This is a genomic window from Deltaproteobacteria bacterium, from assembly GCA_016931625.1.
In the GTDB taxonomy this organism is placed as follows: Bacteria; Myxococcota; XYA12-FULL-58-9; order XYA12-FULL-58-9; family JAFGEK01; genus JAFGEK01.
The window spans coordinates 1-24106 of the sequence record JAFGEK010000049.1; the positions used below are offsets into that span (position 1 = coordinate 1).

Here is a 24106-nt window from a genome sequence, read left to right on the forward strand (position 1 = left end):
GCAAAAGTCCTTATGATTTCCAATTATAGCAAATATAACGTCATCCCCGCGAAAGCGGGGATCCAAAATGTTTTGCAATATCAACACCTTATAGATTCCTGATTGCGCAGGAATGACGATAATAGGTGGTTGCTCGACTTTTGCAAGTGGCTCTTCTGATTAGATTTTTTCTGGCTAGCCCTATACCCAGAGTAGCCGTTTCACCAAGACTTTTAAGAAAATCACGCCTATGCATTGAAGTCCTTCAGACAAGAACCAAGATTATATATTGATAAATTCACTTAGTTCTCATTGTTATTAGCAATGCGGTTTATCAAATTTTAACAATATAAAAATACGTCTCATTGTCACCAATTTAGCAACAGATTTAAAAAAGTAAGTGAAAATGATCAAATGAAATAGTTTTAATCAAGCATTATTTTTTTTAGCAACTTTTCGTTAGCAACACCGATACATAATGTGTGAACGGAATGCTGCTGAATAAAAAATAAGCAGTAAGAATTATTGGCTGCATTAAGATGAAATGGGATTTGATAGGATAGCAGCAAAATAGAGGCGGCAGATGTAGCGGGACGATATGCCGTACAATAAGATTGTTAATAAAATATGGCGCCTTGAGCTGCGAATGCTTCTGGGGTTTCCGCCAGACGTTCGCAGCGCCCCTCTCTTGCAGAAACATAACTCATCATTGGATGCTGAAATATAACAGCATAACACGGTGAAATATTTTTAAAATATTAACAAGAGAGATTAATAAGCCCACTGTTTTAGCAATGGTAACGGGCGCCCGCTACATCATAAAATGGTTATTCCTTTGTAACAACCAAACATCAAGCTACTGAATATAGTCAGGCCTTGATATTTTCAAAAAGAACGCTTGACAAATAGCGCTCACCCGCATCAGCTAAAATAACCACAATTAATTTACTGCTGTTTTCAGGCTTTGCTGCTTCTTGCAGCGCTGCAATTGTTGCAGCTCCTGATGAAATACCGCAAGTGATGCCTTCTTCACGATGAAGCCGTCTTGCCATATTAATGGCTTCATCATCATCGACCGTAGCGATCGTATCTATTAAATCAAGATCGAGTACGTCGGGCTTAAAGCCCGCACCAATGCCTTGAATTTTATGAGGTTGTTTTTGTGGTGGTTGTCCGTTGCGCAAGGCTGTTAATACTGCTGATTTTACAGGCTCAACCGCCACCAGGCTAACGGGTTTATTTTTTTCTTGTTTTAAATAACGCCCAACACCAGTAATAGTTCCACCTGTTCCTACTCCAGCAACAAATATATCGACTTTACCATCGGTATCATGCCAAATCTCTGGGCCGGTAGTACGAAAGTGGATGTCTGGGTTAGCTGGGTTTTTAAATTGTTGTGGCATAAAGTACTTTTCAGGGTTACTGGCGATAATTTCTTCAGCTATTGTTACAGCTCCAGGCATACCTTTACTACCATCAGTTAATACTAGCTCAGCCCCAAAAGCATACAGCATCTTTCGTCGTTCAATTGACATTGTTTCAGGCATGGTGAGAACCAGGGGATAGCCACGTGCGGCGCATACAAATGCTAACGCAATACCAGTATTGCCACTTGTTGGTTCAACAATTGTTTTATTGCGTAAACCCCGAATTAACAGACCATCTCGCTCTGCGGCTTGAATTAAAGCAACACCAAGTCGGCATTTTACTGAATATGCAGGATTACGACCTTCGATTTTTGCAGCAACCGTAGCATGAAGCCCTTGGGTAACCTTATTTAGTAGTACAAGAGGCGTATTTCCGATACTTTCACTATTATCAGAAAATATTCTGGCCATAAAAACTCCTTTAGCTAGGGGGTGTCCCTAATCACCATTAAAAATAACTAGTTAGCTAAGTTAGCTAATATTTAATTTTTCATGAATTCCAACTGAGTTTACCAATTGAAATATTAAAGTGCACATAAAAAACATAAAGTCAATTGAATAACTAAACTACTAAATGAAATGATAATAATTAAGATAAAAACAAGATTAATTGCTTACAAGATAATAATACGATAATAAATATATACATATTATTAACAAGATTGAGGCATTGTCCATGGAAAGCCTGGAAAGTGCGTCGCTAGCAGTTTGGCATGCAACATATGTTCGTGCAGCACTGATCGTTGGTGGTATTCGCCGGCAAATGATCATGGTTTCAATTAGTCGTGACGGAGCATTGCTTACTGGCGAACATGACTTTGGCAATGGTGCAGCAGGTCGACTAGAATTAGAGCATCATTTAGGCCCAAATGTTATGTATGCTGATGTTGAGGTACGCGATGGTGCCCATGGACGCGAAGAACATGAACGATTGGTAAATGGCTTAAGAGTACGTTTTGCGCGTATGACTTCAGATATGCGTACTTTTGTTGAAAATGAGTGCTCGCGTCCACAGTATTCAGTGGCCATTGTTGATGATAATGCAAGTCATCTGTGGGGTATGCAGGCGATGTTGATCGCTTTAGGTTTTCGCGTGGTCGGTATAAATAATCCAATCGGAGCTACTAATCGTATCGCTAAGTCAGATGTTCAATTGGTTTTGATTAGCAGTGAGATGAGCGGTCTAAATGGCAATAATTTATGTCGTTTATTACGTTATCATCCCAAAACCCAAGCTATAGCTATCTTAATGCATGCTGGCGGTAGTGAAGATGTATTAGCAGAAAGCGCAAATATCGCAGGTGCAGATGGCTATCTTCATCGAAGAGCTGATACTGCTACTGTGGTGCAGCGCATTTTGTTGCATAGCCACAAGGTTGATATAAATAGCAGTACTACAGAGTTGGCAAAAGATGGTTTTAAATCTTACGCGGATAATAATAAAGTCCAGCGTGAAAAACGAGCAGATCGTCGTATTACCTATTTAGCAAGTTGGCAGCTTACTGAATTAGCCAATGGCATACCATTTCGTGGCTATACCGCTAATATAAGCCGTGGTGGCGTGGCATTGTATCTGACTCGTCAATTAGTTAGTGGCAGCAGTGTCTGTTTGAGCTTACGTGAAGATGATAGTCTGCCAGTGCGTGAAATTATTGGAACGGTGAGATGGGTGAAACGCCTTGAGCCATTTTATACGACCGGCATAGCTTTTAACTTTAGAGACGACTCTGTACGGCGAGCTGTAGGTAAAATAGTAGATCGTCTTGTGGTTAATTAACTTTCGATTCTTTTTCTTTATCTTTACTGTAGCTTTCACCATTGATAGCAGCGCTTTTAAAAATTGCAGCGTTATTTTGTGGCTGCTTTACGCACATTTGCGCTAAGACAATGATTAATGAAAGACAACGAAAAAATAGAACATAGTCGTGATTTACTAAAACTCTCACGGCGTGTAGTCATTAAATTTGGCAGCGCAGTTTTAACTACTGGTGGAATTGAGCTTAACTCCGAACACATCAACAGGTTAGCTGCACAAATAACGCAAATAAGACAACAGCGTGAAGTGGTAGTAGTTTCATCAGGAGCAATGGCTGCAGGTTTTGCCAAGCTAGGTTTACAAAACGAGCAGCAACGGGCTTCTTTACCGCTTAAACAGGCAGCAGCAGCGGTTGGGCAATCTTCGCTAATGGGGGTTTATGAAGATGCTTTTGCGCAATATGGTATTCATGTAGCACAAGTGTTGCTTACGGCTGAAGATCTAGCGAATCGTCATCGTTTTCTTAACGCGCGTGGCACAGTGGCAGAATTACTAGCGCTAGAAGTGTTACCAATAATTAATGAGAATGATACAGTTGCAGTGGCCGAAATAAAATTCGGCGATAATGATAATCTTGCGACAATGGTAAGTCATCTTGTGGGCGCTGATTTGCTAATTATTCTTTCAGATATTGATGGATTATATTCAGCAGATCCAAAACGTAATGCTAAGGCTCATCTATTATCAATAGTTGATCGTGTCAGTAGTGATATTGAAAAAAATGCCACTGGTACAACTGGTGTAGGTACCGGTGGAATGCAATCAAAAATTTTAGCTGCTCGCAAAGCAATGGCGCGTGGGATCCCGGTTATTATTGCTAATGGCAAACGCGAAAATGTGATAAACGAGATATTTTCGGGTGCGGATATTGGCACCTTGTTTATACCACAAGATAAACCACTTCATAGCCGCAAGCATTGGATAGCTCATATTGCTGCTACACGCGGAACAATTACATTAGACGCTGGTGCGGTAACTGCGCTCACTAAAAGCAAAAAGAGTTTATTGCCCGGAGGTATTGTATCAGTAAATGGGCATTTTAAACTTGGTGATTGTATAAATTGTGTTGATCCAGAAGGTAAATGTTTTGCACGTGGGCTAACTCGTTATACCGCATCAGAGTTAGAGCGAATTAAAGGTTTGCGAACATCGCAAATTGTCTCAGTACTTGGTTATAAAGATTATGACGAAGTAATTCATCGCGATGATTTAGTTTTATTAGCTGATGAATGATTTAAGGCTGGTTAAACTTAAAATTCTAAGGCATATTCATACATTATGGATACGGTAAAATACGTTACTGAAAAAGCTAAGCTTGCTAAGCGCGCTTTACGTGTAATCGCAAATGCTTCAAGCGACCAAAAAAACCGTGCGCTAAAAGCAATGGCTACCTTAATTATCGAGGCGAGTGCAGAATTACTGGCGGCTAATCAAACAGATATTGCCGCCGCTGAAAAAAATGGCCTAAGCCGTGCGATGATCGACAGACTGGCACTTAATGAAAAGCGCATTACCAGTATGGCAAAGGGCTTGCGTGAAGTTGCGGCGTTGCCAGATCCGGTTGGTGAAATAACCCAAATTCGTCGTCGTCCAAATGGTATGGAAGTCGGGCGTATGCGAGTGCCGCTTGGTTTAATTGGGATAATTTATGAATCGCGTCCCAATGTTACAGTCGAAGCTGCCGCACTTTGTTTTAAAGCTGGCAATAGCGTAATTTTGCGTGGTGGCTCAGAGTCGATTAAATCAAATGCTGCTTTGGCGCAGATTTTGAGCAAAGCTTTAGCACAAAATAATTTACCGCAAGAAGCTATCGCTTTTATTGAATATACTGATCGCGCTTGTGTTAACGCTATGCTTAAGCTCGATGAATATATTGACTTGATTATTCCGCGCGGTGGCCATGGATTGATTCGCGCTGTTACTGAGAATTCAACGATTCCGGTGATTAAACACGACAAAGGTGTATGCCACGTATATGTTGATGAGCATGCTGATCTGAGTATGGCCGAAGCAATTTGTATTAATGCGAAAACGCAGCGACCCAGCACCTGCAATGCTATGGAAACCATGCTAGTGCATGAAAAAATTGCACCGCAATTATTACCTTCGCTTGCAAAGAAATTTGCCGAAAAAGGGGTAAAAATATACGCCTGCGAACAATCACGTGCTTGGTTTACTGATGCCGAACCAGCAGATGATTCAGTTTGGTATAATGAATATAATGATATGGTGCTTAATGTTAAAGTGGTACCAAATTTTACTGCGGCAGTTGACCATATTGCAACTTATAGCTCACAGCACACAGATACTATCGTAACCCAAGATTATGCTCGGGCGCGTCGTTTTTTACGGGAGGTTGATTCTGCGGCTGTCATGGTTAATGTTTCAACGCGCTTTAGTGATGGTTTTGAGTTTGGTATGGGCGCTGAAATTGGTATTTCAACCACCCGCCTTCATGCTCGTGGCCCCATGGGATTAGAAGAGTTAACTTGTAATAAATTTATTGTAATGGGTGATGGGCAACTAAGAACTTAAAAACTGTAGTGTAGAATAATTATTTACTACTAGTTTTATTCATAACCGCACTATACGCAGCATCAAAGGCAATTGTAGCGGGTCCTTCATAGTGTTTGCCATTTTCGTAACGTGGAAAAATTAACTCATGTATTATGGTTTTTAGATCATCATATTGATCGATACTAATTTTATAATAGGCATCAATATACCCATGCCCACCTTTAATTACAGTTTTGCTTACTATTTTGCCATCAACGTCTGGACTACCAATTGGCATTAAATCAATAAGAAAGTCGAATATCTTTTTGCAGAGTTCTTTTTGTTCATTAAAAACATTAGTACAGAGGGTAATCCCGGTCTCGCAAGAAGAGCTAAAGTAACCCAGTAATTGCGCATTAGCATAATATGGTTTGCCGGTAGTACCTTTGGCTTGTGCTTTAAAGTTTTTAATTCGATCAAGTTGACCATCCGCTCCGATGGTTAGAATACGAATAATATTTTTTATCGCAGCAAAATGCTTCTGGCTCATCATGACATGCATATACGAAGCCATAGCATCGCCATCTGGATTTATCTGTCGGTAAAGGTGAGACAAACAGGCTGTTAGATCGCTAGATGAAGTTGACTTTGCATCTGCTTTATTTTCGCCGCGTAAGAGCGCCGTCATTGCTACAGCCACCATGCCTGCTTGGCTTCTAATCCCTAATGTAAGTGCACCAGGAATTTTTTCTGTTTCTAACATTCCATCAAGTTGCTTAGCGGCAAGAGCAAATACTTCAGCGCGATTTTCTGCTGCGGTGGTGCAAGCAGCTTTGAGTATATCAATCAATAAACGCGGCTCATATCTAAATGAATACTGTGGATACCCCATGTGAACCAGTTTCAGTTATTGATTGTTGAAGTTCTAACTTCACCAGCAGCAGCTAGAAAAATTTCACTGCGCTGGGTTAATTGTAATGATGAAAATACTGCCGTAAAATCGCTGCCTGATAAAGATTTTAATACATAAGCTATGGCTTTAGCATTACATCCACCTACATAATGCGTGGTACCATTGCCTATCATTTCAAGTTTTGACAAAGGGCCTTTATTAACATTTTTGGCCATAGCTTTAATGAAAACAATTTTAGTATTAACCGAACATGATGCAGCTATGACTTTGCCAAAATTCGCAATATAATCATAATTTTTAAGTAATTCAGCGAATTCGACAAGCTGCTGCCCATTTAGCTTTTTAACAGCAGCTTTAGCTAAAATGGATTTGTCATCAGTTGATAAGCTATTAATAAATAAAGCTGAGAAAGAAAGCAGCTGTGGCGCTTTTAATTTCGCAGTCATCATTTTTAATAGGTTAGTTTTTTCTTTATAAGATAAGCCGTTTAATTGGCCAGGTGCGTTGCTTAATATTTCATCACGCCAATGCTCGCGTTCTGCTAGGGTTAATTTTTTAAATACATAACTTGCTTCTTCACTCGTAAGGTTATGAAAAATTTGGTTAATTTCTAATAATTCAGTATGAGTTACATCATATAAAGTACAATTATCATTAAGAAATTGTCTAATTTTAACTAAAGCTATTGCGGTTTTTTTAGGGTTAATTGCAGCTAAATTTGGTAGCTGAGGCGCTACGTTACACACTTGGCGCTTTTCTTTTTTATATGCAGCTGGGGCTGAGGTAGATGAATAGTTACTAGTAGTTTGTGTAGCTAATGGCTTTTTGCTATTTTCATCAGCGACAGGGTCTTGAGTTAAAGTAGTGTTAGAAACTTCTAAATTTGAACTATGTGAAGGTTTTGTAGTGTTTACTACGATGCCATTAGGATACGTAAAGGCCATAATTTACTTCTACCATTAAAGTGACGGTTGCGCTTTAAACGGTTATTAAATTTTACACGAATCTAAGCAGTGTTGGTTAACTTTTCTTAAAACGGTTAACTTTTTTAAATAGCTAAATATTTTAACCGGTTGAGGCAACTTTAAAGCGAGGTACCCAAGTTCCCAATTCAGGTGAGCGTCTTGCAAGGATCGCTGCAGCGATATGGTTGGCTTTACGTACCTCTAAAGGGAAACGCGCAACTTCGTTTTCAGAAGCACCGATAGAGATTACGCCATTGATTAGTAAGATTTGAAATACTAATTCTTCACGACTGTTCCAGAAGCGAATGCGATCATAAGCGCAGAGATCAGCATGAAAATCTGAAAGGTCGATTTCATAATCAAGATTTTGGCAAATATCTTCAATAGCGTTAATCATTTCTGGCACTGCAATGGCAGGAGCGAATTCACGAGGTGCATAACGATCATTGCTTGGCTCATAACGATAAAATGGTGTTGATAAGGTGAAACGATTGTGATCATCATCAACAAAAGTTACGTGAGTTGACTCGTGTGCTTCAAGCAATAAGAGATTGTAGCCTTCAAGCTCTATAGGCAGATTAGTGCCATCTTCAAGTATGCCACCAAAAGTGCTTTGCATAGCTTGTAACACTTTATCTTTATTGCGTTGAAAACGTGAGCTTACTTCTTCATCTTCTAAAAGAAACGTTACAATATCACGCGCGGCTTTAGCTGCACCGCTAAACTCATAACCATTTCGAGCCAATTGGGTTTTAATAACGCCGGTATGTATTTTTGCTTCGCGGATAATATCGGCGAATACTTCAAGTACTTTATCCATTCCTTCTGGATGAACAAAGGGATTGCCACAAAAAGTAGAAACTAAGGGCTCGTAGATTTGGTCATAGACTTCACGAGAAAGTACAATGCTCATACCATTATTACACATCAACATATAAACATTTTTCAATACATCGTAGTCGACACGATCAATAGCTAATGGTTTATCATTATAGACAAAGCTTTGATTTATAAAAGCTGCTGAAATAACTTCGTGGGCAGTGAAGACATCATCGGCGCCATTGCGGTAGCCCAAGCATGTATAAAATCTGCCTTGAATTTTAGCTTCATGCCATTCAAGTAAATCATCAATGGTATGACGGTACCGCACTACTAAATCTGAGCGCCCGGCGAACTCTAAGCCAGCACGCAGCGATGGTTGATCACCAGCAGTACCTTTATTTTTACGCAATCCACGAACAAGTGTATTTTTTAAAACATAATGAGGGTCGTCGCTTAATTCAACCGATGAACCATAAACCGGTTCATAGTTGTTGATATAGAAAAAGCCATTTACACGAGTGGGTGATAAGAATTTATTAGGGTTGCAAATCCCCGGTATAGTAACGCGTGGGTTTTTAGGATGATCAAGATTTGAGTAGCTACCTCTTTTTAACAAATCACCAAAACGTCTTTTCCAGCTTTCGGTTATATCTGTTAGGCGCATAAAATCACCTTGCTCAGTACCAAAAGCATAAACTTGACGATCTTCGCCGCACCACAATGACAACATATCACCAGCTAAAATATCTATGCTTTTTAGTTGGTTAGCTATTTCATCACCAGAAGCTAACTGATCCATCATAGCTGTAATAGTTTCACTTTTACCTGTGCCGCTGTCAGCACTGAATACTAAAGTTTTGCGTAAACCATTTTTAAAGGTAATGGTAATCATAGCGCCATGCACCGGCATGCCACCTAGGGCTTTAACTAGTTCATTGTGTAAAGTTAGGATTGATTTTTTAAAAAAGCCAAAATAATCAGTATCTTCTTCTCTAGCGACCCATGCAGTTGGTAAGATACGTCCATCAGTCTTTTTATCAATTATATACCCGGTTTTATAACTTTCACCCATGCATTTAGCAGGTATACCAAAAAGCAATACTGCATCCCAGTCGGAACCATTTAGTTTTTCACGTAGTTGCATTTCTGGGATTTGTGGGAACAAACGCATTTCATCGCTAATAAATTGAAAATAAGACTTGTGCATAACAAGAAGTATTTTAAAGGGACCAACGGGGATAGCTTTACAAACGTAACTGTCTAAATCAGCGGTTTCAGCAAAGCGGCTAAGTCTTGATTGCAGCAAAGACAATTCAGGTTTAACACTGCCAGTTGAATCATCCGAACCATGGCGTAAAATAAAACCATAGCGATAATCTGACACTCGCTTGACTGCACCTGTTACTGATTTCGGATCAGGATCTAATGCAGCGGTAGCGCCAGCAAAAATAGTGCCCTGAACTATATGTTGAAGATATTCAGGTAGATTGGAGTTAGCTTTTATATTGGATAGTTCTTCATAGCCGATTTCAAAAGTAGTAGTAGCGGTTACCTTGTTTTCAGGAATTTCAAAAGCATACATTAGTTCATTGATTAATACATTAAGACGACTATGCAAACCATGTAGGGTCGCTACCTTTTCACTATAGTTGTTAGTCTTGAGCTCGGCTGTAAGTACTTTAATAGTACTAGCGCCATGCCATTCATTATAAATATCTGTGAGTAATTGTCGAAATACCGGATCAATAAGTTGACGGTCATAATAAGCAGATAAGCACGCTAGTGGACCATATTGTTTTTGTATTTCGGTAAAAGTTAAATCTAATAGTTCGGGATGACGACGACAGACTTTTTTAAGTAAGCGGCGATATAGCACACGAAAAGTTCGGCTATCAATCATCTCATCAACAGAATTGCATGGTTGCCATTTGATAAATACTTTATCGGCGATTGACTTGCCTTCTTCAATACAATAGACCGAACCCCATTCGCTCGGTCTAACTCCCATACCTTTAATTGGCTTTTTGTAACCTTCAATGGTGAAAATAGCTTCAAGATCATGAAGCAGATGTTGCATTTCATCTGGTCCACCCACTTTAAAAAGGTCCTTAAGCTTTTCAACATCGCGGTCAAGCTTTTCAAACTCATTCCAGTAGTGGGTTAATATTTTAAGGTAGACTTCTAGGGTTTTTTCAAAACGGATGTAACTTTTATAATCACCTATAACTAAGCCGCCTAAAGAGGCGCGAATGAAACCTTTACCAGCATAAGTAACATCAACTTTGCGATAACGTGCGATAGCATTTAAAAACTCGTGAATGTTACGATTATCGTCATTTTGAACGAGTTTGAAACAGGCATAAAATGCACCGCTCGGTGGAATTAATTCAGTATCAGGTATAACTTTTTGATGCGCACAAAGCAGTGCATCAATACGTTTTTGTACATCACGACGTAAACGTACTTCAAGACGCAATTTTTTTAATGAGCGTACTACATTACTTAAAGCTTCAGATAAATGTCGAATACTTGCGCCGCGTTGTTGCAGTCGTAAAATGTGATCATAACCATCAAGCAATTTGGCAAATACTATTACAGGAAAGTCATCTTGACTAATATGAGCCAAGGTTCCGGTAAGCAGTTCTTTTTGTGTAGCCCATATAGGTCCATAAGAAGTCAAATCAACAATACGGCCTGCAAGCTTTTCAAGCTCGTGAGTGTAACGTTTGACCGCAAGACCGTTTTCTAGCTTAAGCAATGTTAAATATAGAGACATTAAATGCGGGGCAGACGCATTTTTATGGGCGTATTCAACAGCCTCTGGATAGTTAGAATGTATTATACCGGTACGATCTCCTGAGCCTTGTAATCCTTTCGTAGTCGCCCCAATAGTAATAATACGAACTGATTTTGAAATTTGGTCGCGATAATGTTCATAAATTTGGGCGACACAAAGGTCACCTTCACGCGCTTTATAATCGCGAGTTACTAATTTGTGGTAAGCATTATCATCAAGAATTGTAATCCCATATTCACTTGCAAGTTGAAGCAAGCGTAAAATAGATTCACGACGATAAGTTACACCAGTAGGATTATGAGGAGTATTTAGTACCAGTATCATACTACGACAATACAAATAGAATACTTCAGGAAAACGACGTAATGAGTATCGTAGCTCTTCGATCTTACTAAGTAGTGCTACGGGATCAAGTTCATAGTATCTATTAAGAGGGACACGGATAATATCTGAAGCGGGAAAATACTTTTCAGGAAAGACATCATCATAGCTCCACGACATTGCGGGCATAATTAAAATAGGATAAAACGAACCACGTTCAATAACTTTTAATAACGCTTCAATTTCTCCGACTGCGGTCGGATCAATTTCACCGCGCAAATCATCCATGGCGCGTTGTGCGGATCTGACAGCTTCATGAAACGGTGTAAGAAGCTTACGTACTTTGCGATCATAGTTTGATACTTGCGAACCAAAGTTATGTTCAAGATGACCGTGAAGCGCTCCAAGACCAAATTTGCTCATAGTGTTTTTCAAAAGTGCAGCAACTCCACCGGTGAAATTGCCATAAGCTGCTTTTTCTAAACTCTCTTCGGTCTTACGAGTAAGACGACCAGCAGCGTGAGCAGCACGATAGAAAAGACTTTTAGTTAAATAATCTGTCTTGCTAACATTAAGTTTTGAAGCATCCCATTGGGTAGGTGCAAGTGCTAGTAATTGTGATTGTTTGATTGCTGCCTTAATTTCATCAGAACTTTCTTCTGGAATTGATAGTTCACGTTTAAGTTCGATTAATCGTTGTCGACAAATGGCGAGGTCGTGTGAGCAGAAGTCAGCAACGGCTTTGCGTACTTGTTCACGATGAAATTCGCCTATTAGTGTTAAAGCACCACGGCCACCACCTGGAACTAAGGTGGCGGTATATACCTTAGGATTAAGGCTACTATAAAAATATTTCATCCATTTTTGTGCTGCGTTTTTGGCGATTTCTTCACCCATACGTTGCCGCGCTTCATCATCGCCGCGAGCAAGTCGAGTTATAAAGCGCACCATACGGCACATTTTTTTAAAGGTGAGATAATCAAACAAATCATCTCGTCGCCATTCATAAGCACGAATTTCATCAATATTCGCAGTGAGAATACCTAAATCTTCTAATCTACTGCAGGCACTATCGAGAGCATCACCAATACAGTCGAGCACATCAGGGGAAAAACGTTCAAGAATTTGTCGTAAGACTAGTTGGGTATTAGCAGGTCGCCCAGCGAATCTAGTTTGGATATTACGCAGGGTTTGCACAACATGAGGAAATAGTGTGTATACTATAGTAGTATTAGATAAACGTGCTCTTTCTGAACAATCAATTAATATAAGGCGCCCAATTATACTACGCCACTTGTTAGTGAGTCCCATTTCACAGGAGAAGACACCATGTGGAATACGGGTAACACGGGTTACGAATACTTGGTTAGGTTCTGCTCGCATATGAGCAATTAACTCATCGTCAAGCCGATCTATACCTGGCACTAGTCGTACGGGGTTTACGCCACTGGGACCGAATTTATCAAACACATGCTTTTGAATTAGATCAATAACCCTTTTGGGGCTTTCAGTGATTACTACACGATTAAATAGATTTGCACCTTCGAAATTGACGAATTCAGTAGCATCAACAAGAAAAGCTCGTTCTTCAGCATTAGTATTGTAATGCAAGCTAGAATCAATCAGTCGCGCTAATGATTTTATTAATAAGATATATTGTTCATGGTTGACGCCGAGGGTTTCAACATAACCATAAAGAGATTTTATTTCTTTGCCAAAAACAATGCGAGAAACAACATCTCGCATGTGCGCAGTTACCGGAGGGGTTCCGATTGATAGGCTATAGCGAGTGAGTGCATCAATATGGCGGGCATCAAGTGTTTGCTGTTTGCCATTGATTTCGTAGGTAATGCCAACGTGTTTTTTTAGGCGATTATTAAAATCATCAGCAGCTTGAACAATACGGAATATATTTGATACGCCGGTTGACGGCATGATCTGATTAAGCAGCGAGAAGCCCAGTGAATCGAAAGATTGTTCATATTCACGTACTTGCCGGGCAACTGCTTCACGCTCACTAATACTTGCTTCAGCAAGATCATCAGGATCAGGGAGTGCTAAGATTTTATCAATCTCAGGAATGAGATGTGTATAAATACGGCCTTCTTGCATGGTGGCCGCAAGTGATTTCAGAGTTTTAACTTGCTCCATCAGAGCGCCAGCTTGTTGCATAAGTTTACTTCCTTTTAACCAAAACTTTTATAAGACGACAGGATATATCTGCATCCAGTTTTTAATAGCAATTTTGTCGAACTATAGTCAGCCATTTTCGCAAAATTGGCGGTGTAGACGCATCTGGTCTCCCTGCTGATGAATAACAGTGCGTCAGATAATTCGACGAACTATATTTTTTTTATTATTAATATTGTTTTTAGTGGTTACCAAAGTCTGAAAATAGAGAAATATTACCTTTTAATATTAATCATTTTTTATCCCACCTTTTTGACGCTTTGCATAAAAAGCGCATAAGTTTAGTATACCTTCTTGTTTATCAATATAGCTATGCTAAAGAACTCTAGGTAGCCATTTTATTTATTGGCACGTTAATTTAATGCTGTAACTCAAAAAACTTAATTATGTCGAGCGAAAATGGCCCGAAAAAGGAACAGGTAAACAGTAGTCAAGCAAAATGTAACGATATTAGGAACGATATTAGAACGATATTAGGGACACTCCCTATTAGGAAATTGTTGCGCCTGGGATTAGTGGGATGCTATCCCTCCTTCATCACGTTGGATTATCGAGGTAATTGACACATGGTATTTGGTTGGTTGTCGGGAATGTTCTCAAACGATCTGGCGATCGACCTTGGAACATCAAATACGCTTATTTATGTTAAAGGTAAGGGAATTGTATGTGATGAACCATCGGTCGTTGCTGTACAAAACGATGGTCGTGGCGCGCGAAAGATTTTAGCAGTTGGCCGCGAAGCTAAAGAAATGCTTGGGCGTACACCAGGCGCAGTAACTGCAATTAGGCCTATTCAAGGCGGGGTTATAGCTGATTTTGAGGTAACTGAAGCTATGCTTCGCTACTTCATAACCAAAGCACACAACCGCAGAGCTTTGGTTAAACCGCGAATAGTAATTTGTGTGCCTAATGGAATAACTGAGGTTGAAAAACGAGCAGTACGCGAAAGTGCCGAAAGTGCAGGGGCTCGTGAGGTTCATTTAATGGAAGAACCCATGGCTGCTGCTATAGGTGCTGAACTGCCGGTTGCTGAAGCTTCGGGGAATATGATTGTTGATATTGGCGGTGGTACTACTGAAGTGGCGGTTTTATCACTTGCAGGTATTGTATATAGTCGTTCAATACGAGTTGGTGGTGATAAAATGGATGAGGCAATTATTCAATTTGTTAAGCGTCGTTATAATCTGCTTATTGGTGAGCGTACTGCTGAGCAAATAAAAATTGAAATTGGTAATGCATATCCCTTTGAATCGTTGCGTACGATAACGATTAAAGGTCGTGATATGATTGCAGGTGTACCTCGTACCATTGAACTAACTAGTGATGAAGCTCGCGAGGCCCTTAATGAGCCAGTGACGGCCATCATTGAAGCTATACGTGTTGCACTCGAGCGTACTCCGCCCGAGTTGGCTGCAGATATTGTGGATAAGGGCATTGTCCTCGCCGGTGGTGGCGCATTGCTTTCAAATCTCGATGTAGTGTTACGAGAAGAAACACGGCTGCCGGTGATGATTGCTGACGACCCCTTATCATGTGTGGTGCTTGGTAGTGGCCGGGTGCTAGATCAATTAGAACTTTTAAAACAAGTAGCGATCCATTAACTTTTTAAAACGTTATCGCGATGCCATAGTCGCCCTGTTGGTTTTGGCGTTACCGCTGCTGCTATACGTGTCTAATGCAAAAAATCCCCGTGAACAAAACCCATTTGATCGAGTGTTGGTTTTTGTTTCAGGACCAATTCAGTGGCTGACTGTTGCAACATTAGATGGCACTAATTATCTGTGGCATAGTTATATCAACCTTATAAGTGTACAAAAAGACAATGATAACTTGCGTATCGAAAATGCAAAGTTAAAAAGAGAGTTAGCTGTTGTAAAAGAGCAACGATTAGAAAATATACGCCTACGCGCATTGTTAGGGTTACGACAAAAAGTGCCACAATTGCAAATGCTATATGCCAAAGTAGTGGCAGTTTCACCGACACCAATGTTTCGCTCTTTGCGAATTGATCGTGGTTTAAAAGACGGAGTTAAAGTAGGCGCTGCAGTGGTAAATTATGATGGTGTAATTGGCCGTATTGCAATCGCTAATGAGTCTTGGTCTGATGTAATATTACTTGTTGATGCAAATAGTTCAACTGATGTTTTAGTGCGCAGAACTCGTGTGCGTGCCCGCATTCGTGGCAATGGCGATGATAGTCAATTAAGTATAAATGTTGAAGCATTGGCACGTTCAGCGGATATCGAACCTGGTGATACCATCGTTACCAGCGGTGTTGGCACTACGTTTCCGAAGGGTTTAACCATTGGAACAGTTATGGGTGTCAAACGTGGCGCTTTTGGTCTCTATCAAAGCGCTCAATTAAAACCCAGCGTTGATTTCAGCAGAATCGAAGAGGTGTTAGTTATCACTAGTAACTTTAGTAGTAATACTACGTTTGAAGATGATCCTGAAGTATCAGATAGTTGGGGCCCCTTAATCGACACTCCTGCTAAAGAAACAAACATATCGGCGGTCGGCGAAGGTAAATGAATATTTTAATTTATGCGATGATTGGCTGGCTAATTATGACAATCATAACTGCCCTCGGATCGCGTTTTACTATCGGCCATTTATTGCCTGATATTTCTGTTGTTATTGTAGTGTTTATCGCCATTCGCAGAGAAATTATTCCGGTTATTATTACTGCAACTATTATTGGATATTTTGAAGGGCAACAAGCATTAGCACCGATAGGCTTACATGAAATGGCGCTAACAATATGTGCATTATTTGTTTACCTTACCGTAGGAAACCTAGCTGGTAACGGTCCACGTTTTTTTGCTTTAACTTGCGGTGGAATCGTTATGCTATACCACTTATTGCTTTATATTATTATTAATATTTTTGGTAACGCAGTTGGATTTTCTAGTTGGGTTACTTCGATTTTATTACCATCAGCGCTAGTTACTGCAATGCTTGCTTTAATAGTAAGGCCACTGTTGATGTTTGTTGAACGTAAACTCTACGCTCAACAACACGAGGAGTTATCGTGGCATTAATCAGCCTACTATCAACTCAAGCGGTAAATCGTAGTCTTCGTCCTCGATTTATTGTGGCAATGATAGCAACGGCAATAGCGTTTGTTGTTATTCTATTACGTTTATACACACTTCAGGTAATACGCGGAGAAGAGTTAGCGAGTAAAGGTGAGCGAAATTTTGTACAAGAAGTAGTTATACCACATGACCGTGGAATAATTTACGACCGTTATGGTCGAATAATTGTTGACAATCGACCATCATTTGACTTGCAAGTAACACCAGCATTTTTAGGAAAGCGCGCTAATGCTGAAGCTACAATAGCAAGAGTTGTACAATTATTAAGACTTGAAGAATCTGAAAGTAATAATATTAAGGAACAGGTATTTAGTATAAAAGCGGCTGAGCGTTTTTTACCTATCGTGGTTTACCGCGATCTTAATGCAGAACAAGTTGAAGCGATTGAAGCTGAACGCTCAGTGTTTTTACTAGATGGTGTTGATATCGTAGAAGCAAAACGTCGCACTTATCATTATGGAGCAACAGCGGCACACTTACTTGGATATGTAAATGAGATAGACCCGCAATCACTGGAGCAAGAACGAAGACAAGGCAATCCCAAAAAATATAAGCTTGGTGATTATATTGGTCGCTCGGGGATTGAGCGTACTTATGAAGATGTTCTGCGTGGAATAGATGGCTATGAAAAAGTAGTTGTCGATGCTAAGGGTCGTCGTCAACAGGATGACTTTTTTGAACAATTTTTAGGTGACTTTCGACGTGTTGAACCTACACCTGGACATAACATTTATTTAACTATCGATATTGAGTTGCAGCAACGAGCTGAAGCTGCATTTCATGGAAAAGCTGGTGCAGTGGTAGCTCTTGATCCTCGTAATGGCGCCATAAGAGCCTATGTTTCACTACCTAGCTATGATCCCAATCTTATAGTTAGTGCGATGGCTAAAGAAGAAAAAAACCGTATTGATAATGATCCACTCAAACCATGGCTAAATCGTCCAATTCAAGGTCAATATGCTCCCGGATCAACATTTAAAATAGTTACGGCACTAGCAGCTTTGCAACATCAAGTAGTCAGTACTAAAGAGCATATTTTTTGTCCTGGGCACTATCGTATGGGGAATCATGTTTGGCGTTGCCACAAAGAGAGTGGTCATGGATCTGTAGATATTAATGATGCTCTTAAGGTTTCTTGTGATGTCTATTTTTATACTTTAGGAGCACGTTTAGGTATTAACCAATTGGCCGATATGGCACGCCACCTTGGGTACGGTAGATGCAGTGGTATTGACTTACCAAATGAAAAACCCGGTTTGGTGCCTGATGAAAAATATCATGATCGTGTTGATGCCAAAACTGGTGGTTATCAACGCGGAATGGTTATTAACACTGCAATTGGACAGGGGTCCTTATTAGTGACACCCTTGCAACAGGCTATAGCATATTCTGCAATAGCTAATGGCGGTACAATTTATAAGCCGCAGTTTGTCGAGCGTATTGAAACTGCGGATTTTCGTGTAAATTACCGCTTTTTACGGCAATCAGCTACTTGGCGAGATCCAAAAGAAAATAATGGATTATTTGAAGGTGCACCGTTGAATGATGCAGGTATGCGATCAGTTGAAGCTTTACAATCATTAGTGCACTCGCAAGTGGCTGGAAATCCACCTATGTTAATGCAGTCATTTATACCAAATGTAATTGAAAAGCTTAAAGTCTCTAAAGAAGATATCAATGCAGTGAATCAAGGGTTGGTTTCTGTAGTAGAGTCTCCAAGTGGCACGGGTTATTGGCATCGTTCAAAGGTTATTAGCATGGCAGGAAAAACTGGTACTGCGCAGGTTGTGCGTTTAGGTGCTAATCGTCTTAAGGCAGAAGATATGGATTATTTTCAACGTGACCATGCTTGGTTTGTTGCTTATGCTCCTTTCGAAAATTCTGAATTAGTGGTTGCAGTATTGAATGAGCATTCTGGACATGGTGGTTCGCAATCAGAGCCCATAGCCGTGGCCATTATAGATGCCTATTTTGAAATCAAAGCGGCTGCAAAATCAAAACCAATAGCAACTATGAGTGATAGCAGACCATGAAACCTCACGGACAACTGCGTTTATCAGAATTACATTGGCCTTTAGTAATTACCGTTGTTTTAATTGCTTTACTTGGTGTTTATAATTTACACTCGGCGGCTGCGGCGCGAGATTCACAATTATATGCAATGCAAGCAATGTGGATGGGCATTGGTGCGATTGTCGCCGCATTTTTTTTATTTCTTGATTACCGTTTTACCGAACGCTTGGCTTATCCATTTTTTACCATAATAATATTTTTGTTACTTGCAGTACTTGGTCAGGGTCATCATGCTAAAGGAGCGGTACGCTGGCTGCGCATAGGACCAGTTAATTTTCAGCCGAGTGAATTTGCTAAGCTCGCTGCAGTTTTTTGTCTATCACGATACTTTCATACTCGTATTATGCCTGACGGTTATACTATTGGTTCATTAGTGCGCCCATTTAATCTTTCACGCCCATTAGCAGTAATAGCGGCGTTAATAATCGGCTGGAAAAATCTTTGGCTAACTGATCCACTGGGTCAACTTGCCAGATTTTTGCGTAGTACTATTGGCGTGAATCCTAAAGAAGCAGGCGACCTACTATGGTTTCGTATTTTTATTCTATTTAGTATCGCCAGCGCAGTCGCTTTTACAATTATTCTAATTATTAGGAGAGAACGTAGTGACGCTTTGTTAAATCCCTGGCCACCCACGCGTCGTAAGCGATTAATTACATTAACATCGGTGATTGGGATGCTGTTGGTAATACTAACAATTTGGTATTGGAAATCGCCATGGTTGCGTGATCCACTAAGTGTAATAGTATTAAATTTAGTTAAAAATGCAGCTCCTTTAGGTCAGTATGCCAAACCAAACCCAGGCTATACCCTACGTGTAATTTTGGTGATTGCCGCAGCAATTTATCTACTTGCCGCGTTATTGCACCTGCGACATGGGGTAACTAATATTATTGATATGGTAGTTGCACCTGTAGATCTTATGTTTGTGCCACCTCTTCTTATTTTAGTTCAACCCGATCTTGGTACGGCAGGAATAGTTATTTTAATATCAGCTAGTATCATGTTAATAGTTGGTATTCGTCTGCGTTCATTAGTTATTTTAGGGATATTTGGCATTGTGATTGCCACTATTGGCTGGGCGGGGATCCTTAAAGATTATCAAAAGAGACGCGTTATTACTTTTATGGATCCTGAGCATGATAAACAAGGCGCGGGATGGAACGCTGTGCAATCAATGATTGCGGTTGGCTCAGGACAATGGACTGGTAAAGGGCATAAAGGCGGTACGCAAACACAGTTATCATTTTTGCCTGAACAACATACCGATTTTGCTTTTAGTGTATGGGGTGAAGAACAAGGGTTTTTAGGCAGTTCATTATTAGTAGTGCTTTATTTATTAGTAGCTTTTTTTGGATTCTCAATAGCTGCTGATGCCAGAGAGCATTATGGTGGTTTGTTAGCTGCTGGAGCGACTGCTATTATTTTATGGCAAGCTTTGATAAATATGAGCATGGTGATTGGTTTGTTTCCAGTCGTGGGTATTACTCTGCCGCTATTTTCATACGGTGGTACCTCAGTAGTAACTGTTATGTTAGCAGTAGGTATTTTGCTAAATGTTCACTGGCGACGAAGGGTACATTAAGTTGTAACTGCGAGATATTTCTAGTTATTTGGTTTAAACTATGTAACAATTATTTTCAGAGGGTACTGGCGTGAGCGAAAGATTGTTTATATCGCAGTCACAACTTGAAGGTTTCGTTGAGCAAGGCGAAGCAACCTTCGAAAACGATATTCTTACAAGTTTAGCAGAGCAGCGTAGTCATAAATTAGCGCCAGCGGTGCGTGTATTATCATTAATAGATGGGCAAGACCAATTACAATTGATTGGTAAAATAATAACAATTAACGAATTAAACTCACTGAAAGTTGAACATTACACAGGTACTATTATTTCGGGTGACACTGGCTATGAGTGTGAAGAAGGTTATGTAGGAATATTGCAAGATGAACCAATTTTTAATGACCATATAAAAATCGAGGCGACTCCAAGTACTGAAAGCAATTCTCCATCAATTTTCGAAGATGATAAAAGTGATTCAGAATTACTCGCCGATTTTTTATTAAAGAATTTACAATAATAAATAGCATCTAAGTCGAGTTACATGTAAAAAGCATTTTATGAAAAAAATCTCATCAATCCTATTTCTTGCAGCAAGTGTTTTTCTTTTTGCCTGTGGTCCAAAACTATCATTAGAAGGTTCAAGAGTTAAGCTTTTAGATTCTGCTGATGAACTTAGTAGCTGCCAGCCAATTAGCAATGTTGATGCTACTGCCGCCTCAAAAGAAAAGGCAGAAATTATTATTCGCAACAAAGCTGGAACCATGAATGCCGACCGTGTGGTTATTAAAGAAACTTTAGAAGCTGATGGCAAGGTTAAGCTGCTTGGTGAATCATATAGCTGTTCTGCTACCGAACTTGGCAATTAGTTAATTTTAATCTGTTATAACTTTATTGCTTGGTTCATTTTTACTTAAAGGCGAAATGAGTTTCCATTGCAATTCAGCTACCCCAATAGCGCTAGCAATACGTAACGTCGCACTAGTACTCTGTGGTTCTAATACTAGTTGATGCATTGCGTCTGTAAGTGGAAAGCGCACCAAATAGGCTTTATCAAATTTTGTAATATAGGGGTAAACTTCGCGCAAATTTGCATCTATTTTTATAGGCTCGATGCTCGCGGGATCGACAGCAACTTTATCGTTCGAGCCAATTAAAGAAAGATGCCAAATAGAATCTGCTTGATCGAGGTCATTCCATTTATCATCAGGCGTGTATACAGCTATAAAAAAATTGTGAAATTGTTCTACATCGCCAGTAAGCGTTACCAGTTCACGTTTGGTTATGGTACCGCCATGTCCATAAATTTCAGGAAAAGCCAAAGCAAACGCGCGACGAAACTCAGGTGCATGCAAAGTAGCAGTTACAAATATTTTAGTATCAAAATTACGATAAACACGATCTGAACGTGTCCAACGAGTTAGTATTGTTCGGTAATCCTTTGCTGTTATATTTTGTTGCTGACCATACAAAGATGCTAGTGGAGTACTGCTGCAGGATGCCAATAAAAACCAAGTGCTAAGCAAAGGCCATAAACCAAAAGAGCGCACTTGTTAAAATCTCCAAGTGTTTAAGTAAAATCATCACGGGTAAATAGCGAAGTATACGGAATACCAGTTGCACGCAACGCTTCACGTCCACCTTCATTACGATCAACAAGACTAAATATTGCTACTGGTGCTAAGCTACTTTCACGTGCACGATCAACTGCTTTACGTGTTGAACCACCGGTAGTAACTGTGTCTTCAACAATTAAAACTGGTGAGTTTTTAGGGAGATTGCGTGTGCCTTCTACCCAGGAAGCTGTACCATGGGCCTTTAGTTCTTTACGAATAATAAATGCATGAACAGGCGCACCACTTTGCCAGCTAATAATTGAGGTTGCAGTGGCGATCGGGTCAGCACCCAAAGTCATGCCACCTACACCATCAATACGAATATTTTTAGCTCGTAAAGTTTGGATATGAGAAAAAATCAACTCACCAATTAAACAAGAACCCTCAGCATGAAGTGCGGTCTGCCGTCCGTCAATATAAAAGTCACTTTGCTTGCCAGAAGCTAATGTTACTAAACCACGTCGCCATGAAAGCTCTTTAAAAAGATCAAGCAAGCGCGAACGGGCCGATTCAACAGACAACTTGGCCATTATCACTTCTTCTTAGAGACTACCTTCTTTTTAATTTTTTTTGCCCCCATGACCACCGGAGCTGTTGCTGGAACTGGGGTCGGTGTAATCATTGGTTTACTGGGCTCGCTACGTCTTGGTATTGGCGCGGGCGCGGGCGCGGGCGCGGGCGCTGGTGGTGGACTAGGACGTCGTATTGGGGCCGAAGGTATAGACATACGCGGTGTTGTTGATACCGGACGTGATACCAAAGCTCGTTCATTACGTGGTGATGACGAAGCTACACTGGAGCGAGGACTTTCGAGATCTCCCATGTCGACTGCGCCTCGATAACGAGCACCATCCACAATAATTACACGCGGTGCCTTTATATCGCCAACCATTCTGCCTACTTCGGTAATTTCAACACTTTCAGTGGCATTGATATTGCCAACTACTACGCCACTAATAATTGCGTTGCGAACCGAAATGTTTGCTTTAACGATACCAGATTCTTCAACATTTAAAGTTTTAGTCAGGTTAACAGTGCCTTCAACCCGACCTAAAACGGTGAGATCCTCATCGCCTTGTAAATTACCATTAATGAGAATCGACTCACCGATGACGGTGGACGTGTCATTATCTACCATGGATTATCCTCTCGCGTGTTGGTACTTAGACACACTTAAACATCCATGTCGACGTTGCCCTTGAATGAAGCACCGTCGGCAATAAGGATGCGTGGCGCCTTAATATCGCCAACAACACGACATTGGGTTTTCAGCTCGACCTTATCAGTGGCCGTGATGTTACCAGTGACTTGTCCAGAAATGTCAACGTTTTGAGTCTCGATATCAGCCTCTACAACACCTGAAGCTTCAACATAGAGGCTCTCACGTAATTGAATTTTACCTTTAACGGTGCCTTGAATAACGAGATCTTCGTCACCAGTTATTTCACCATCAATCACGATGGAGCTGCCAATTACGGTGTTCGCCATGATGCCAATATCTCCTTTTATGCGGTCCTTTGCTTATTCGTACATTTAAAAAACTTGTTCTAAATGTCTGGTGGCAGTGGTACATCCATTTCGATATTACCACGGAAACGAGCGCCATCTTCAATGACAACTCGCGGGGCGCGTACATCACCAACAACAGTGGCTGTGCTCGAAATAGACACTCTCTGCGAAGCATCAATGTTGCCACTCATGTTGCCATTGACCGTAAGTTCACGCGTTTCGATATCGGCTACTACGATGCCACTATCATCAACGGTGATATGATCTTGTAGCGAGACATGACCTTCGACGCGGCCTTCGACGATTAAATCGCCTGAGCCCGAGAGGTTGCCACGAATTTGAATACCCTTGCCAATAATACAGGCTGTCTCATTATCAGCCATCTAAACCTCCCAAAAGCGATAACATCACGGCGACGGTAACCAACATCGGGTCGCGAGTCAATTATATCGACACTTGTTATATCGATTGCACGTACTATTTATCGTACTATGTTACTTTTTGGATAGATTAAAAGATGTAG

The 24106-nt window shown here is 40.4% G+C and carries 19 protein-coding genes; 10 read left to right on the plus strand and 9 right to left on the minus strand.

Going from position 1 to position 24106, the window contains the following annotated elements; translation table 11 throughout:
* Positions 1–848: 848 nt before the first annotated feature.
* Complete coding sequence (gene cysK / locus JW841_03850; protein ID MBN1960055.1) at positions 849–1817, minus strand: cysteine synthase A; 969 nt, start codon at positions 1815–1817, stop codon at positions 849–851.
* Positions 1818–2082: 265 nt separating this feature from the next.
* On the opposite strand from cysK, the gene JW841_03855 reads away from it, so the two are divergent.
* From JW841_03855 to JW841_03865, 3 genes are all read left to right on the plus strand, one after another.
* Positions 2083–3183 (plus strand): PilZ domain-containing protein, encoded by a 1101-nt coding sequence (locus JW841_03855; GenBank protein MBN1960056.1) that lies wholly within the window; start codon positions 2083–2085, stop codon positions 3181–3183.
* 117 nt (positions 3184–3300) lie between these two features.
* Entirely contained in the window at positions 3301–4455 is a 1155-nt protein-coding gene (gene proB / locus JW841_03860; GenBank protein MBN1960057.1) for a glutamate 5-kinase, read from the plus strand.
* A gap of 45 nt (positions 4456–4500) precedes the next feature.
* On the plus strand, positions 4501–5757 hold the full coding sequence (locus JW841_03865; protein MBN1960058.1) for a glutamate-5-semialdehyde dehydrogenase: 1257 nt from the start codon (positions 4501–4503) through the stop codon (positions 5755–5757).
* Positions 5758–5776: 19 nt separating this feature from the next.
* Here the strand turns inward: JW841_03865 and JW841_03870 are convergent, their stop codons facing one another.
* From JW841_03870 to JW841_03880, 3 genes are all read right to left on the minus strand, one after another.
* The gene (locus JW841_03870; protein MBN1960059.1) at positions 5777–6568 is read right to left on the minus strand and encodes a hypothetical protein; all 792 of its coding nucleotides are present in this window, start codon (positions 6566–6568) and stop codon (positions 5777–5779) included.
* Between the two features lie 53 nt (positions 6569–6621).
* The gene (locus tag JW841_03875) at positions 6622–7575 is read right to left on the minus strand and encodes a hypothetical protein (GenBank protein MBN1960060.1); all 954 of its coding nucleotides are present in this window, start codon (positions 7573–7575) and stop codon (positions 6622–6624) included.
* Positions 7576–7696: 121 nt separating this feature from the next.
* On the minus strand, positions 7697–13708 hold the full coding sequence (locus tag JW841_03880) for an aminotransferase class I/II-fold pyridoxal phosphate-dependent enzyme (GenBank protein ID MBN1960061.1): 6012 nt from the start codon (positions 13706–13708) through the stop codon (positions 7697–7699).
* A 608-nt stretch (positions 13709–14316) separates the two neighbouring features.
* Here JW841_03880 and JW841_03885 point away from each other — a divergent pair.
* From JW841_03885 to JW841_03915, 7 genes are all read left to right on the plus strand, one after another.
* A complete protein-coding gene (locus JW841_03885) occupies positions 14317–15327 on the plus strand; it encodes a rod shape-determining protein (GenBank protein ID MBN1960062.1) in 1011 nt (336 codons plus the stop codon).
* 37 nt (positions 15328–15364) lie between these two features.
* The gene (mreC, locus tag JW841_03890; protein ID MBN1960063.1) at positions 15365–16258 is read left to right on the plus strand and encodes a rod shape-determining protein MreC; all 894 of its coding nucleotides are present in this window, start codon (positions 15365–15367) and stop codon (positions 16256–16258) included.
* Positions 16255–16767 (plus strand): hypothetical protein, encoded by a 513-nt coding sequence (locus tag JW841_03895; protein MBN1960064.1) that lies wholly within the window; start codon positions 16255–16257, stop codon positions 16765–16767. The genes mreC and JW841_03895 overlap by 4 nt, the downstream gene beginning before the upstream one ends.
* Positions 16758–18857: a penicillin-binding protein 2 gene (gene mrdA / locus JW841_03900; GenBank protein ID MBN1960065.1), complete on the plus strand. Its 2100-nt coding sequence runs from the start codon at positions 16758–16760 to the stop codon at positions 18855–18857. The genes JW841_03895 and mrdA overlap by 10 nt, the downstream gene beginning before the upstream one ends.
* On the plus strand, positions 18854–20482 hold the full coding sequence (locus JW841_03905) for a rod shape-determining protein RodA (GenBank protein ID MBN1960066.1): 1629 nt from the start codon (positions 18854–18856) through the stop codon (positions 20480–20482). Before mrdA ends, JW841_03905 begins: the two co-directional genes overlap by 4 nt.
* Before the next feature lie 70 nt (positions 20483–20552).
* A complete protein-coding gene (locus tag JW841_03910) occupies positions 20553–20978 on the plus strand; it encodes a hypothetical protein (protein MBN1960067.1) in 426 nt (141 codons plus the stop codon).
* Positions 20979–21018: 40 nt separating this feature from the next.
* Positions 21019–21327, plus strand: a complete 309-nt coding sequence (locus JW841_03915) for a hypothetical protein (GenBank protein MBN1960068.1) — start codon at positions 21019–21021, stop codon at positions 21325–21327.
* A 6-nt stretch (positions 21328–21333) separates the two neighbouring features.
* On the opposite strand, the gene JW841_03920 is transcribed toward JW841_03915, so the two are convergent.
* Genes JW841_03920 through JW841_03940 form a run of 5 tightly spaced genes read right to left on the minus strand, consistent with a single transcriptional unit; the run spans position 21334 to position 23966 of the window.
* Positions 21334–22008 carry a hypothetical protein gene (locus tag JW841_03920; GenBank protein MBN1960069.1) on the minus strand — a complete coding sequence of 225 codons (675 nt, stop codon included), beginning with the start codon at positions 22006–22008 and terminating at the stop codon, positions 21334–21336.
* Positions 22009–22028: 20 nt separating this feature from the next.
* Positions 22029–22604 carry an orotate phosphoribosyltransferase gene (gene pyrE / locus JW841_03925; protein ID MBN1960070.1) on the minus strand — a complete coding sequence of 192 codons (576 nt, stop codon included), beginning with the start codon at positions 22602–22604 and terminating at the stop codon, positions 22029–22031.
* 2 nt (positions 22605–22606) lie between these two features.
* Positions 22607–23212, minus strand: coding sequence for a polymer-forming cytoskeletal protein (locus JW841_03930; GenBank protein ID MBN1960071.1), 606 nt, complete (start codon positions 23210–23212; stop codon positions 22607–22609).
* A 35-nt stretch (positions 23213–23247) separates the two neighbouring features.
* Complete coding sequence (locus JW841_03935) at positions 23248–23562, minus strand: polymer-forming cytoskeletal protein (GenBank protein MBN1960072.1); 315 nt, start codon at positions 23560–23562, stop codon at positions 23248–23250.
* 59 nt (positions 23563–23621) lie between these two features.
* Positions 23622–23966 carry a polymer-forming cytoskeletal protein gene (locus JW841_03940; GenBank protein ID MBN1960073.1) on the minus strand — a complete coding sequence of 115 codons (345 nt, stop codon included), beginning with the start codon at positions 23964–23966 and terminating at the stop codon, positions 23622–23624.
* Positions 23967–24106: the final 140 nt, after the last annotated feature.

Coding starts and splice junctions, on each gene's coding strand:
- cysK (MBN1960055.1), bottom strand. CDS start 1,817: ATGGCCAGAATATTTTCTGATAATAGTGAAAGTATCGGAAATACGCCT.
- JW841_03855 (MBN1960056.1), top strand. CDS start 2,083: ATGGAAAGCCTGGAAAGTGCGTCGCTAGCAGTTTGGCATGCAACATAT.
- proB (MBN1960057.1), top strand. CDS start 3,301: ATGAAAGACAACGAAAAAATAGAACATAGTCGTGATTTACTAAAACTC.
- JW841_03865 (MBN1960058.1), top strand. CDS start 4,501: ATGGATACGGTAAAATACGTTACTGAAAAAGCTAAGCTTGCTAAGCGC.
- JW841_03875 (MBN1960060.1), bottom strand. CDS start 7,575: ATGGCCTTTACGTATCCTAATGGCATCGTAGTAAACACTACAAAACCT.
- JW841_03880 (MBN1960061.1), bottom strand. CDS start 13,708: ATGCAACAAGCTGGCGCTCTGATGGAGCAAGTTAAAACTCTGAAATCA.
- JW841_03885 (MBN1960062.1), top strand. CDS start 14,317: ATGTTCTCAAACGATCTGGCGATCGACCTTGGAACATCAAATACGCTT.
- JW841_03895 (MBN1960064.1), top strand. CDS start 16,255: ATGAATATTTTAATTTATGCGATGATTGGCTGGCTAATTATGACAATC.
- JW841_03905 (MBN1960066.1), top strand. CDS start 18,854: ATGAAACCTCACGGACAACTGCGTTTATCAGAATTACATTGGCCTTTA.
- JW841_03915 (MBN1960068.1), top strand. CDS start 21,019: ATGAAAAAAATCTCATCAATCCTATTTCTTGCAGCAAGTGTTTTTCTT.
- pyrE (MBN1960070.1), bottom strand. CDS start 22,604: ATGGCCAAGTTGTCTGTTGAATCGGCCCGTTCGCGCTTGCTTGATCTT.
- JW841_03930 (MBN1960071.1), bottom strand. CDS start 23,212: ATGGTAGATAATGACACGTCCACCGTCATCGGTGAGTCGATTCTCATT.
- JW841_03935 (MBN1960072.1), bottom strand. CDS start 23,562: ATGGCGAACACCGTAATTGGCAGCTCCATCGTGATTGATGGTGAAATA.
- JW841_03940 (MBN1960073.1), bottom strand. CDS start 23,966: ATGGCTGATAATGAGACAGCCTGTATTATTGGCAAGGGTATTCAAATT.